This window comes from Paenibacillus dendritiformis, from assembly GCF_015845845.1.
In the GTDB taxonomy this organism is placed as follows: domain Bacteria; phylum Bacillota; class Bacilli; order Paenibacillales; family Paenibacillaceae; genus Paenibacillus_B; species Paenibacillus_B dendritiformis_C.
This window is the reverse complement of sequence record NZ_LDIG01000171.1, coordinates 47,322-61,902: the sequence shown is the minus strand read 5'-3', so window position 1 is coordinate 61,902 and position 14,581 is coordinate 47,322. Positions and strand designations below refer to the sequence as shown.

Below are 14,581 nucleotides of genomic sequence, written 5' to 3'. Positions count from 1 at the left end.
TTTAGGCTGCTCACAAGGGAGCCATATTAAGGGTTAGGAGGTCGAGTCCTATGTCATTGAAAGGACGCCATCTGTTCACATCCGAGTCCGTAACCGAAGGACACCCGGATAAAATATGCGACCAGATTTCCGATGCGGTGTTGGACGCCTTTTTGGCAAACGATCCGAATGCTCGTGTTGCATGTGAAGTATCCGTTGCTACGGGATTAGTACTTGTAATCGGTGAAATCAGCACCAAGGCGGATTATGTGGATATTCCATCCATTGTGCGGAATACCATTAAGGAAATCGGTTATACACGTGCCAAGTATGGCTTCGATTATAGTACGTGTGCCGTTTTGACCTCGCTCAATGAGCAGTCCCCTGATATCGCCCAAGGGGTGAATGCAGCGATTGAAACTCGTAACGAAAGTGAAATGCAGCAAGAGACAGCCAATATCGGAGCGGGAGACCAAGGCTTGATGTTCGGCTTCGCATCGAATGAGACGCCCGAATTGATGCCGCTGCCGATTGCGCTGTCCCACCGGATTGCACGCCGTCTGTCCGAGGTGCGCAAAGATGGTACGCTGCCTTACCTTCGCCCGGACGGTAAAACGCAAGTTACGATTGAATATATGGATGGCAAACCAGTGCGTGTAGACACAATCGTCGTATCGACGCAGCATGCGGAAGAAGCGACGCTGGAACAAATCCAGAATGATATTCGTGAACACGTTATCGCGCCAGTCGTGCCGGCTGAATGGCTGGACGAGAAAACGAAATACTTTATCAATCCAACAGGACGCTTTGTTATTGGCGGCCCTCAAGGCGATGCCGGATTGACCGGACGCAAAATCATCGTCGATACGTACGGCGGCTATGCGCGCCATGGCGGCGGCGCTTTTTCTGGCAAAGATCCGACCAAGGTAGACCGTTCTGCGGCGTATGCGGCCCGCTATGTGGCTAAAAACATCGTAGCAGCCGGTCTGGCCGATAAATGCGAGATCCAGCTCGCGTATGCCATCGGCGTAGCGAACCCGGTATCGATTAGTGTAGATACGTACGGAACGGGCAAAGTAAGTGAAGAAAAGCTCGTTGAACTGATTAAAAATAACTTCGATTTGCGTCCGGCCGGAATTATCAGCATGCTGGATCTGCGCCGGCCGATTTATAAGCAAACGGCTGCATACGGCCACTTCGGACGTACGGATGTCGATCTTCCGTGGGAACGGACCGACAAAGCCGATGCGCTCCGCGAGCAAGCTGGAGCATAATATATTTAAAGACCTTCTTCTGTTATATAGGGCGGAAGAAGGTTTTTTGTTTTCATAGATAACTTACCCTCGGTTCTAAAAAAATTGCCCTTTCTGACCGACAAATAAAGTACAACTGTCTTTCGGAAGGAAAGGAGCAAACAGCAATGAAGAGATGGCTCTCGGCCTTACTTGCCATCGTGATACTGATAAGTGGAGCGATAGGATGGGGACTTGGGATCGTGCGCGCGGAAGCTGTCACAGATCCAAGCATTACAGCGACAGGGCAGGCTGTAGTCCCGCTTAACTCCCCCATCCAATTCTCGTTCACACAACGGATGGTGATGGTCAACGGATTCGTTACCGTCACGAAACGGGGCGGAGGAACACCGTTGAAGTTTTCGCAGGACGGCAAGGATGGCAGCGGCCTTGTGACCACGGCTGATAACCAGACCTTTACGCTGTCCGGTATGCCGCCTCTGGAGCGGGGGGCGACTTATGATGTTACCATTGATCGCCTTATGTTCTATACACAGTCGACTAACAAATTCATTGAGGCACAGTCCTGGTCATTTACGGTCAAGTCTGAACCGCAAGTGGAATCCTATTCTCCGCAAGGGAAGGAGGTTAGTGTTACCCCGAGTCTTGAAATTACCTTTAAGCAGCCGGTCAAAGCGGGCTCTGGATTGATCGAGATCATTTCATTAAGTACTGGTAAAATTGTTGCCGAAATTCGAGCTTCCGACTTTGAATTGAGAGCAAATGGGACAGTAGCGGCCTATACAATCAAGTATAAGCTGGATGCAGGAACCGCCTATTATATTAGAATGCCTGAAGGAGCTTTCATTGAATTGGATGGCACTCCGGTAGAGGGAATTTCAGATGCGGTGAAGTGGTATTTTGAGACGGCGCGCGGAACAGATACAATTCCGCCTTCAATCGTGAAAAAAGTCCCGGCCCCGGGCCCGGGAGCAGTCCAAACGATGCGGCTGGAGCTTACATTTGATAAGCCAGCCTATCAAGGAAGCGGCGAAATATTGATCAAGTCTTCCGATGGAAAGATTAAGCATAAAATTTTGGTTACTTCTTTAACAGGCGGCGGCACAACTATGCTTCAATCCAACGCGCTGTCATTCGAACAGAATCAGACATATACGATTGAAATACCGGCGGGAGCCTTCCGCAATGCCGACGGTTATTTTACAACAAAAGCCGATTCTTGGAGCTTTCAGACGGTTCCCATTGACACGTCGGCTCCGACAATCACCACTTTTCATCCATCGCGGAATACAGCTGGGGTGTCGGTATCAAATGTAATTATCGCTACATTCAATAAACCGATTATATATACCGGTTCTGGGGTAGAACTGATTCGGCAGGGCAGTTCGATAAAGGAATCGATTGATGTCCGAGTCAATAATGAAAAAGAGCTATGGATTCTTCTGAAAGGCAATAACGGCAGATTGCAGGATAATACAGTCTATACCGTAAATATTGCACGCGGGGCCGTAAAGGATCGATCGGGTAATGAATTCCAGGGTCTCTCTAATGCATGGACATTTTCGACTGGAGTAACGGATCGCAATCCGCCGACGGTTGAAGACATCAAAATGTATAATAGCTCGATCATACAAATTCGGTACAATAAAGCACTGGACTCGACCGCGAATCCGCCAGCGAATGAATTTAAGGTCACGGTAAACAATCAGGAACGCCGGGTAGACAATGCGTATACGTCAGGGAATTATGTATATGTTTCTCTGGAGAGCGGCGTCTCCGTGGGGCAGGATGTCCGTATTAGTTATGCCGGGAAGTTCAAGCTTGTTCGAGATGTATTGGGCAACGCGGCTGCCGCCTTCAGCGCCCGAAATGTAGAAAATAAAGTCACTTCCTCTCTCACGAATGTAAGAGAGAGCTTTGTTACGAATGATAAATTAGTCATCATCTTGAATGAGTCGTTAAAGAGCGTATCTACAAACGCGTACAGCCAGTTCACCGTTACGTTCAATGGATCTGCTGTCGGTATCGATAAAATTACGAATAGCGGGTCGTACATCTACCTTACGCTGAATCGGTATGCCTCGGATGGTGAAGTGGTGAAGGTTAGCTACACGCCAGGCAGTTACCCGCTGGAGGATACGCGTGGAGGAAGAATTTCAGCCTTTGAGGGCGTCTTCGTGCGCAATACGCATGATAAGCAGCCTCCTCAACTAACGGAGACCGGCGTTACCGGGAATCGGTTGACGCTGACCTATAATAAGGCGCTTGATATAAACTCTATCCCGTTGGTGAGCCATTTCTCGGTCCTAGTGAATGAGAAGGCCCGGTATGTAACTAAGGTCGAAATTAAAGAGAACAAAGTGTTCCTGACGCTGCAATCGGCCGTACTCAAGACTGACATCGTTACGGTGTCGTATGTCCGGGGCTATCCGCAGTTAAAAGATCTGAACGGAAATTTCGCGGTGAACCTGAATCTTGTCTCTGTCGGCAATACGACAGACAGCGACACGCCGGTCGTGCAATCGGCGAATTGGACCTCGCCTTCGATCGTATTGACGTTCAACAAAACGCTGGAGAGCATGCAGTTCTCCTCTAACGGACCATTCTATGTTCGTGCCGGCAGCCAACTGGTGTCGGTCAGACAGGTGAATGTCAGCGGCACGAAGGTAACCATCGAGCTGTTGAATCCGCCGGCGAAGGCGGACGAGTTGACCGTAAGTTATAACGGAGGCGGAACGAGAGCCATCCGATCGACATCGGGCGTGGAGATTAAGACGTTCAGCAATATGAACGTGACGGTAAGCCTGGAGGACTTGGCAGGGGCCAATTTCGTCAAGCTGGCGAAGGATACCTCCTTTATCGACTCCATGTTCGTGCTCGTGGATGATGCGGCGCAGAAGTCCTCCGACCGCGCCACCAGCGGGCAAGTGGTCAACCGCTATACGTTGGACGCGAACAAGCTGAAGACCGCCTTTCAGTTCGTGGCCACCTCGGGCGGCGCGGATAAGCAACTGATGTATGAAGTGCCGTCGGGAGAGACAGCGGCACGGGTGTCCATTCCGTTGAGCGCGTTCGATTCCGCCTATATCGCGAAGGAGCCGGTATTGTTCGCCATCAAGTATGGGAACATGCTGTACGGCATCACGATTAGCCGCGATACGATTATTCAGATCGTGCAGAGCTTGAAAGGCTCGATCTCGAACTCTTACTTGCTCATCGAGATTGAGCCGGCCCAATCGCAGCAGACCAACATCGTGAATGCGTTGAGCCGGATACAGGCGACCGCGTTGGTGCGGGCGCATCAGTTTACGTTATACGGCTATTCCGGCAGCCAGGTCAGCGGTTTGACCGAGTTGAAGATGGAAGCCGTCATTAAAATAAGAACGACCGATACGGTTACGGCGAATCGGACCGCGATTGTCGAGTATCAGACGAGCAACAGCCAACTGGCCTATCTTCCGACGAAGCTGTACCGCTCCGGTACGGTCACGGTTGGCGTAACCAAGGTGAAGAAGAGCGTGATTGCCGCGTTGACAATCGGCAATAAAGTCTATATCGATGTGACGAGCCATTGGGCTAACAATGATATGACGGCCATGTCTGCCAAAATGATTATGGAAGGACGCAGCAGCACGAAGTTCGAGCCGAACAAGCCGATTACGCGGGAGGAATTCGCTGTTGCCATCTCGCGGGCTCTCGGACTGGAACCGAATGCGGAAGCGGCCAAGCGCTTCCCGGATGTGAGCAATTCCACGATCAACGGCGCCTATATCGGCGCAGCGATTAAGGCTGGCATTATCAGCGGGTTCCCGGACGGCACCTTCAAGCCGAACGACAGCATCACCCGGGAGCAATTGACGCAGATGATGGTGCGGGCGTCGGAGGCGGCCGGACATAGTCTGCCGCGGACGACAACGACGGTGCTGAGCGTATTCAAAGACAGCAAGCACATTACGAGACTCGGAGCTCCAACCGTGGCTCAAGCCGTGCAATCAGGCCTGATTCAAGGCGTGAAGCGGGACAAATTCGATCCGAAAGGCTCGGCAACGAGAGCCCAAGCGGCGATCCTGCTGCGCCGGTTGTTGCTGTCGATCGATCATATTACGATCAACTTCTAAATCTATATTACAAAGCCCCATCCTTTGTCGGGGAACAGAGGATGGGGCTTTTTGTCGTTATATGTCCCGGGAAATATAGGATATTTGGTTACAGAAACGCAACTTTTAGTAGAATAGAGTCGTCTATATGTAATAGAGTTTATAGGTTTATTGTCTTCACAGTTGTCAAATTACATACTAGCAAGGAAATGGGAGAGTAGAAACATGAAGAGAATCGAAGCATCCGATGGGCGGATGCCGAAGCGGCACGCGGGTGTCCGGGTAGCCGTTGTATTGGTGTTGTCGGGCGCGCTGTTGATGCAGCCGGCAGCAGGCTGGAGTTGGGGAACTCCGGCGGTCGTTGAAGCGAGCGGATCCGTTCAGTCGCTCAAGAAGTTGAGCGAGGAAATTATCACCTCGGGAGCCAAGCTCGTCACCTATCAATATAAGACGGTTCGCAATAGCAAGACGTACACGACCATTCTCAACATTATTGAGGCGGATCTGAAAAATCCGTACATCAAGCTCGATGTCATGACCGGCCAGAACGGCAAGACGGCCGTAGGCCAGACGGTAACGCGAATGACTAAGGAAACCGGCGCTGTGGCGGGGGTAAACGGAGACTACTGGATGATGAGCTCGGATCGCGTGCCGATGGGCGCCTCGATTGATGACGGGGTCCTGATCACGAGCCCTGCGGAGCTGCAGGGCATGTATGCCTTCGCGGTCAAGCAGGACGGCACGCCGACCATCGATCAATACCGGTTCGAAGGCAGCGTCCACCTGCCGGATGGCCAGACGTTCCCGCTCGCGGGCATTAACAAGATGAAATACAATAAGGAGCCGGGCGGCCAGCACAGCCATATCAACGCGTTGTATATTTATACGAGCGCTTGGAAGGGCACGGTCCGTCCGAATGACAGCTCGACGACTCCGACCGAGGCGCTGGTCCGGAACGGCGTGGTTGAACAAATATCGGAATCGGGCCCGCTGCCGATCGAGGTTCCGGAGGATGGCTACATTTTGCGCGGACACGGAACGGCGGCGCAGTTCATGCGGAACAATCTGCAGGTCGGGGCAAGCGTGGAGGCGAACTATCATCTCATCGCGCAGAGCAATGGACAGTCGGTTGATCCTTCCTCCTTCCAGATGATGATAAGCGGCCATACGTTGCTCGTTGACAATGGCAAGACCGTCAGCTTCACCCGCGATACGAGCGGAATCAGCGGCGGATCGGCAACGGCGAGAACGGCAGTCGGCTATTCGAAGGACGGGCGCTATGCGTACCTCGTTACGGCGCAATCGAACAGCATCAGCTCAGGCTTGACGTTGAAGGAATTCCAGCAAGCTTTGGCAGAGGCCGGCATATGGCGGGCGGTCAACCTCGACGGAGGCGGATCGACGACGATGGCCAACCGTCCGCTGGGCGAGACGGAGACGAAGCTGACCTTCGAGACGAAGGAAGGCGGCAATAATATCCGTTCGGTCGTCAACGGAATCGGCGTGTATACGACCGCTCCGAAGGGAGAAGTCAAGGGCATGACCCTGGCCGGAGAAAAGACCCTGTTCATCGGCCAGCAAGCAACCTTTAGCTTGAAGGCTTATGACCAGTATTACAATCCGGTTGATGCCTCAACCGCTGACATCAAATGGAGCTCCAGCAATGACAAGCTGAAATGGAACGGCTCCGCCTTCACGGCGATGAAGGCCGGAACCGCGGAGGTCACGGCGACGTCCGGCGGGGCGAAGACGACGGAAAAGGTCCAGGTCATCGGGGCGGATCAGATCGACGAAATTCGCATTGGCGCTTCTTCGGCGCCGTTGGTTGCCGGTACGAAGGCTGCGCTGCCGGTCAAGGTGACGCTGCAGGATGGCAGTACCGCCACGCTGCCAACCAGCTCCGTGCAATGGGAGCTGCGCGGATTCAAGGGTACGGTCGCCGACGGCGTGCTGCAGGTCGATTCCGTGCCAGAGGGCGGAAAGATCGGGTACGCGATTGCGAGCTATGACGGCATGCGGACGATGATCCCGCTTACTCCGGGAGCGGAGAAGAAGCTGGAAGACTTCAATGCGGTCAACTATCCGGTAGCTTTCTCCGGCCTGCCGAAGAACGCGACAACGGGCAAGGTGACGGTGGAAGGCGGATTTGGCGGCCGCTCCGCCAATGACAAGGTGCTCAAGCTGTCCTATGACATGACGTCCGGAACCGGCGACAAATTCGCTTATGCCGAATTGAACGGCGGCAGCGGCATCGCCTTGCCGGGCGGAACGAGCGGAATGAAGCTGGACGTCTATGGAGATAACAGCTTCAACAATTTGCGTATGGAGATTCACGACGGCTCCAAGGCGCACTATATCAGCATTGTGGAATCGGTGAACTGGGAAGGCTGGAAGACGGTAGAGGCCGATCTGTCCGCTCTGAATCTATCATCCGGAGCGAAGCTGAAGCGCATTTATTTATATAATCCAAAAGAGGATCAAGATGAAAGAGTGCCGCAAGGCACGGTTGCGATCGATAATCTTATCGTCAAGCTTCCGGCCGGAACGGATGCCGTCTTGAACCGCCCTGCAATGGAATTGACGGTAGGCAGCAAGACAGCCCGACTGAACGGGGAGAAGCAGCAGCTCGATGTCGCTCCGTTGGTCTTGAATAACGTCACTTACGTGCCGGTGCGCACGATTATTGACGCATTCGGCGGAGATACCGACTGGGATGGGAAGACGAGTCGGGTGACCGCGCTGCGCGGCAATTCGATGATCGATATGATCGTGGGTGAGAAGACGTTTACCCAGAACGGGAAAAAAAGTAAGTCCGACGTCGCTCCGATCGTCCGGCAAGGTCGTACTTTAGTCCCTCTGAGATTGGTGTCGGAACAATTAGGCCTATCTGTAAAATGGGATAAAAAAACGAAGTCCATTACTATCCGTTAATATGGTATGATAAAGGATGAATATCCAATTCATCCTCTAAAGTCAAGGAGACGGAGCGTTAGTGGACAATCAGGTCGGAAACATTGATCGCGTGATAAAAAACGCCATCAAAGTCATGGAAGAAAGCAAATATCAAATATTTGAAATATTGGATTCCTCCCGGAATGAAGCCGTCACGATGAGCCACGAGCTTCAGGAAGTGTTGAATCAGACGGCGGAAATTTGCGATAAAGTGGACGAGCTGGAACGGAAATATCGTCTGGCTCGTTTGCGTTTGACCGAGGTAAGCCGAGATTTTGTCCGCTACACGGAAGAGGATATTAAGCTAGCTTATGAGAAAGCAACGCAGTTGCAGCTGGAACTGATGATATACCGTGAGAAGGAAGGCTACCTGAAGACCCGCAGGGACGATCTGCAGAAGCGGCTGCGCGCCGTGGAAGGATCGATTGAACGTGCGGAGACGATTGGTTCCCAGATGAGCGTGGCGTTGGAGTATCTGTCCGGAGATCTGGGTCAAGTGACCCGCATTCTGGAATCGGCGAAGAATCGGCAGCTTCTCGGCCTGAAGATTATTCTGGCCCAGGAAGAGGAGCGCAAGCGGATCGCCCGGGAGATTCATGACGGTCCTGCTCAGTCGCTGGCCAATCTAGTGCTGAGGACGGAAATTGTAGAAAGAATGATTTCGAAGCAGGATTTTCAGTCGGTGAAGCACGAAATAGTAGATTTACGATCGCAAGTGCGATTCGGTCTGGAGGAAATTCGGAAGATTATATACAATTTGCGGCCGATGGCCCTCGATGATTTGGGGTTGGTGCCGACATTGCGCAAGTTCATTCATGATTATGAGGAGAAGAACCGGATTCGAACCTCCTTCGAGATTCGGGGGCATGAGCGCCGGTTGAAGTCGGCGATGGAGGCGGCTATATACAGGCTGGTACAGGAGGCGTTCACCAATGCGGCCAAGCATGGGCATCCGACGAACGTGACCTGTGAACTGACCTATGAGCCGGAGGAGGTGCGGGTTGTCGTTCGGGATAACGGATTCGGCTTCAAGCTGGATTCCCTGGAGGTCAAGTCGAAGGAACATATGCATTTCGGTCTGCTTGGGATGAAGGAGCGTGTCGAACTGCTCGAAGGCCACATGGAGATCTACTCCGCCGAGAACCGCGGCACGCGAATCGTGATACAAATTCCGACAAATGTGGAGAAGAGAGAGGAGTAAATCTATGGAGCATCGAACACAGGAAAAGCCTAGCATCAAAGTACTCCTTGCTGACGATCATCAGCTTTTTCGCGAAGGTTTGAAGCGGATTTTGAACATGGAGGACGATCTGGAAGTCATCGGGGAATGCGGCGACGGGATTCAGGTTGTGGAATTCTGCAACAAGGAAGTCCCGGACGTCGTCCTGATGGACATCAATATGCCGGTAGAGAACGGCGTCGTCGCCACCGAGCGTCTTCGCGATATTTTCCCGGATGTCAAAGTTATCATTCTATCTATTCATGACGACGAGAGCTATGTATTCGAGACGCTGCGCAAGGGCGCATCCGGCTATCTGCTCAAGGATATGGAGGCCGAGTCGCTGATCAACGCGATCCGGTCGGTCGTAAGCGGCTATGCATTCATTCATCCGAAGGTGACGGGCAAGCTGATTCAACAGCTGCGCCGAATGACGATTCTGGACGGGCATGGCGTCGTGAGTAATCAATCCTCCTCCCATGATTCGGGCGTGCGCTTCGTGGCGGCGGAAGATAACCCGCTTACTCGCCGTGAGGCCGAAGTGCTCCGTCTGATGGCGGAAGGCAAGAGCAACAAGATGATTGGCGAATACTTGTTCATCAGCGAGAAGACCGTCAAGAACCATGTCAGCAGCATTCTGCAAAAAATGGAGGTTGACGATCGGACGCAGGCGGTCATTAACTCCATTAAAAACGGATGGGTCACGTTGTAATCGTTGGTGGTCATTCATAGAGAGGACGCATTTCCAAGTCGAAGCTTCTCGGCACTGCAGCCGGGAAGGCTTGCCGGGCGCTGGAAGTGCGTCCTTTTTTCATGTTGGCGCAAATTTGCGATTCTCGTCCGTCACCCTGCCATCTCCTTCGGCATACAGTGTTACAAAGGGAGGTGGCCGCATGATCGCGATGCTATGTTGGATTATCGGATGCTATGGGATAGCGGTGGCGGCCGTTCATCTCGCGCATGGGTGGCAGAAGCTGGTACGGGGCTCTCGTCCTGCGCCATGGATGCATGTTGTCATCGTCAGCGAGAATGATGAACGCCACATTGAATGGATGGTACGGGCCTTTGGTTTCTATACCTGGTTAAGAGGGCGTCAACTGCATATGACACTGCTGGACTGCGGATCGACGGATGCAACGCTGGCAATCGCCGAGCGTGCGGTCCGGGGAGCGCAAATAAGCTGGAATGCGGTTGTCGTAGCGCCGGAGGAAGTGGATCGGGTCCTGGATGAGCTGGAGTCGAGACAGCCGGCCGAAGCATTTGTCGTTGTCCGCTTGAATCGGGCGGAGGATCTGCGCAAGGTCCCTTTTATGTCTGGAAGCGCTATCTGAGCCAGTTGTGTGCCGTAATGGTCCGGTACAATGAGAAGGAATAAAGCCCGGACAGGGGCAAGGTTTTAAATTGATTTCATTTTTTTCGTGCGAACCCGCTCCGGGCAATTTGGATTACTATAAAATGAATATGTTTTGTAGTATAGTAGGTGCATTTTTAAGGTACGCCTTATCGCCTCTCCAAGATATACTGACAAGCAGGGACTCATTCCGTGTTGCGTTGCTTTTGCAATCGATATAATCGAGCCATATTGTTGGGGGATGCTTCTGTGAGCCTGTTGCCGCAGGCTTGCGTACATGGGAGGCATCTTTTTTTGTTCTATGAGAGGGATACGAGTGATATTTGGATAGAAAAATACATATTTTAGAAGGGGTTCCTTGCAGTTTGCTACTAGAACAAGTATAATAGCTAGAACATCTGACTAAATATCCAAATTAGTTCTGGGGTTCTGGGGAAAGATTTATGCGGCAAATGATTTATTACATTAACAGCTTAAGACAGGGTATGGTGAACGATGAATATATTGAAAATTTACATAACAGACCTTCGCAACATTATTAAAAATCCGGCTGCGATTATTGTTATTTTGGCGGTAGTTATTCTCCCTTCCTTATATGCCTGGTTCAATATTCTTCCGTCCTGGGATCCGTACGCCAATACGAAGGATGTCTCCGTGGCCGTTGTCAATCTGGATAAGGGTTCCGAAGTCCAGGATAAAAGCATCAACGTGGGCGAGAAGGTCATCGAGTCGTTAAGGGAGAACGATAAATTAGGATGGCGGTTCGTGGATAAAGAGGATGCGATGGAAGGCGTCAACCACGGAGACTATTATGCAGCCATCGTCATTCCGGAAGATTTCTCCGAGAGGTTAACCTCTGTCATTTCAAGTCACCCTGAGAAGGCGGAATTAGATTATTTTATTAATCAGAAGGTGAACGCAATTGCGCCGAAGGTGACATCGGCCGGGGCGACGGGGGTAACGTCAACGATCCGCAGCAATTTCGTGAAAGAGGCCAACGGCGCCATCTTTGAAATTTTCAATGAGATTGGCCTGGAACTGGAAGGGAACAAGCCTTCGATTTTGAAAATGAAGGACAATCTTTTCAAATTGGAAGAGAATATTCCGGAAATTGAAAGCATGATTCGGAAAGGCCAAGTCGATTTAATAAAAGCGAATGATATTATCAAAAAAGCGGAAACGGCGATTTCTTTAATCAAGGATTTCGAAAAAGAGAAAAAAGAGGCTGTTGATTCCGATGTGGAACGGTTCCTGGATAAGGGAGACGAAACCTTTGAGAAGGCCATTCCGGTCGTCAAAAAGGATTTGCAGGCCTTGCAAAACACGATGACGGAAATGTCGGCGATGACCGATGCGATTAATTCCAACCTTGATCTCCGTGTCGTGGAACAGGAACTGAGCAAAAAAAGCGATGAACTGAATTCAGGGATATGGTCATTGCAGAAGCTGATTACGAGAATCGAGGGCGTCAATCATTCTCTAACCGCTGGCGGGGTCATGAATGACATTGTTTCCTCGCTGTATGACATGAAAAACAAATTGGAAGATTTGAACAGCCAATTGGAAAGAGCCCGCCGCATCGTTGCCGACAAGAAAGAGCTTGCTGTGGACAAGCTGAAGGAAATTCAGCGAACGGCACTCAAAATTAATGATCTGATTGGCCAGTTCCGAACGGATCTGGATAATCGCATCGTCCCCGCGCTGACGAAGGCACTGGATGACATGGAGCAGGCCGGCAAGCGATACCGGGAGCAATTAACCCGCGTGCAAGACCTGATCAAAAAGGCGAAGGACCAGCTTGCGCAAGCAGATGGCAGCGCCCTTGCCGAGAAATGGAAGGAGATAGCGGGATCGTTATCCGCAGCGGCAAGCCAACTTGAAAATAGCCTGGGATCGCTCGATAAGCTGATTGAAAAGGCAGAAGAGATTTCGAAATTAACGGGTACGGATTATCAATGGCTCATTGACATGTTGAAAAACATGAAATCGAACGCGGGGAGCCTGCAGGAGCTGCTCGATAAAATCAATAAGGAACTTGAAAACAGCAATGTGTCAGAGCTTGTGAGCAGTCTGATTGGAAAATTCCTGGACAAGGCCGAGGTTATGGCGGGCCAACTGGCTGACAGCTATGACAATGTCATCGCTCCCGGCTTTAAGTCGAACCGCGGCACTATCGAGAAGCTCATTAACGAGGCACGCGACAAATCGGGCAAATTGCAGGATGCCGCTACTTCCGTCGTGAAGTTGACGGACAAATTATTGGCTAAAGATTTTAATAAAGTAGAAGATCAGCTTCGAAATGCGGCGGCGCGCACGAAGGATGGCCAAAATGCGATCAGCAAACTCATCGATGTCGCGGAAAACATGAAAAGGTCCGTGGATGACGGCGCGATTGAGGATGTGATTGCGAAGCTTCGGAACATAGAGAGCCGAATGGAAGATATTTCGAAGGCGTTAGTTCGGGCCAGCGAATTTGCCGGCGAGGCGAACAAGCCGACGAAGGATACGCTGAATCAGATTAGCTCGGTCACGAAGGATGCGGCTGCCTCCATCGATAATGCGGTTGAGACGATTGATAAGGATGTGGTCCCTGGTTTCCGCCGTTCGATGGAAAAATCGCGGCAAGGCCTGGAGTTCGTCCGGAAAATCGAAAATGAACTGTTTGCCGCGATTCCGAAAATCGAATCGGCCTTGGCCGAGGTGAAGGATAAAGTTCGCTTGGGCGAGACGGAATTAGACAAAGTGAACGGAGAGTTCCCGGAGCTTAGCAGAAAGGTCAGGGATATTGCCGCCAAAATTCGTTCTTTTGAAGAAACGGGCGATTTGGATGAAGTCATCAAGCTGCTGACCGGGGATGCGGAGCAAGAAAGTGATTTCTTCGCGGAGCCCGTGCTGCTGAAGGAGCATGACCTGTTCCCGATTCCGAATTATGGTTCGGCGATGTCGCCGTTCTTCACGACGTTGGCGTTGTGGGTCGGCGGACTGCTCCTGATTTCGATGCTGATTGTCGATATTGAGAATAAGCATGAGTACAAAAGCTACGAAGCTTATTTCGGCCGGCTGCTCACGTTTGTCACGTTAGGCATCGGGCAGGCGACGATTGTAACGCTGGGCGATATGTTTCTTTTGAAAACCTATGTACTTCATAAATTCTGGTTCGTCCTGTTTGGAATATACATCAGTATCATATTCGTCACGATCGTATACACGCTTGTGTCCGTCTTCGGGAATGTCGGGAAAGCATTATCCATCATACTGCTCGTATTCCAACTGGCAAGCTCCGGCGGAACCTTTCCGATTCAGATGACACCGGCCTTCTTCCAGAAGCTGCACCCGTTTTTGCCGTTCACTCACGCCATCACGATTATGAGGGAAGCGGTCGGGGGCATTCTGTGGCCTGTCGTCACGAAGCATATGTTAATCCTGCTTATTTATATCGGGATTGCGTTCGTGCTGGGAGTCGGCTTGAAAAAAACGATTAATAAATCAAGCGATAAATTTTTGCAAAAGGCAAAGAAGAGCAAGCTGTTGTAAGTATTTCCAAATTAGGGTTGTCATTTGCCGCTGTATCGTATACAATCTAGGTAAATCATTGAATTTAGGCGTTGAGCATGAAGCACATGCCATCCCGTTACTACGGGTGGGGTGTGCTTTTTTGTTGTCTGTTGGTTTTGGCCGGGATGAGGCTGCGCTTCAACAGTACATACAGGCGCCGAGGAATTAAGGAAGG

The 14,581-nt window shown here is 51.3% G+C and carries 7 protein-coding genes; all 7 read left to right on the top strand.

The window, feature by feature from the left end; all coding sequences use genetic code 11:
- Positions 1-50: 50 nt before the first annotated feature.
- Entirely contained in the window at positions 51-1,253 is a 1,203-nt protein-coding gene (gene metK / locus ABD76_RS17795; protein WP_197258548.1) for a methionine adenosyltransferase, read from the top strand.
- A gap of 146 nt (positions 1,254-1,399) precedes the next feature.
- Positions 1,400-5,350 (top strand): SwmB domain-containing protein, encoded by a 3,951-nt coding sequence (locus ABD76_RS17790; RefSeq protein WP_197258547.1) that lies wholly within the window; start codon positions 1,400-1,402, stop codon positions 5,348-5,350.
- Positions 5,351-5,554: 204 nt separating this feature from the next.
- The gene (locus ABD76_RS17785; RefSeq protein ID WP_197258546.1) at positions 5,555-8,260 is read left to right on the top strand and encodes a stalk domain-containing protein; all 2,706 of its coding nucleotides are present in this window, start codon (positions 5,555-5,557) and stop codon (positions 8,258-8,260) included.
- A gap of 61 nt (positions 8,261-8,321) precedes the next feature.
- Positions 8,322-9,482 (top strand): sensor histidine kinase, encoded by a 1,161-nt coding sequence (locus ABD76_RS17780; RefSeq protein ID WP_168179133.1) that lies wholly within the window; start codon positions 8,322-8,324, stop codon positions 9,480-9,482.
- A 4-nt stretch (positions 9,483-9,486) separates the two neighbouring features.
- Complete coding sequence (locus ABD76_RS17775) at positions 9,487-10,212, top strand: response regulator (protein WP_197258545.1); 726 nt, start codon at positions 9,487-9,489, stop codon at positions 10,210-10,212.
- Positions 10,213-10,393: 181 nt separating this feature from the next.
- Positions 10,394-10,831 (top strand): glycosyltransferase, encoded by a 438-nt coding sequence (locus ABD76_RS17770; protein WP_197258544.1) that lies wholly within the window; start codon positions 10,394-10,396, stop codon positions 10,829-10,831.
- Between the two features lie 515 nt (positions 10,832-11,346).
- Positions 11,347-14,385, top strand: a complete 3,039-nt coding sequence (locus ABD76_RS17765) for a YhgE/Pip domain-containing protein (protein WP_197258543.1) — start codon at positions 11,347-11,349, stop codon at positions 14,383-14,385.
- Positions 14,386-14,581: the final 196 nt, after the last annotated feature.

Excerpts from the sequence above, each read along its gene's own strand:
- metK (WP_197258548.1), top strand. The coding sequence starts at position 51 with ATGTCATTGAAAGGACGCCATCTGTTCACATCCGAGTCCGTAACCGAA.
- ABD76_RS17790 (WP_197258547.1), top strand. The coding sequence starts at position 1,400 with ATGAAGAGATGGCTCTCGGCCTTACTTGCCATCGTGATACTGATAAGT.
- ABD76_RS17785 (WP_197258546.1), top strand. The coding sequence starts at position 5,555 with ATGAAGAGAATCGAAGCATCCGATGGGCGGATGCCGAAGCGGCACGCG.
- ABD76_RS17775 (WP_197258545.1), top strand. The coding sequence starts at position 9,487 with ATGGAGCATCGAACACAGGAAAAGCCTAGCATCAAAGTACTCCTTGCT.
- ABD76_RS17770 (WP_197258544.1), top strand. The coding sequence starts at position 10,394 with ATGATCGCGATGCTATGTTGGATTATCGGATGCTATGGGATAGCGGTG.
- ABD76_RS17765 (WP_197258543.1), top strand. The coding sequence starts at position 11,347 with ATGAATATATTGAAAATTTACATAACAGACCTTCGCAACATTATTAAA.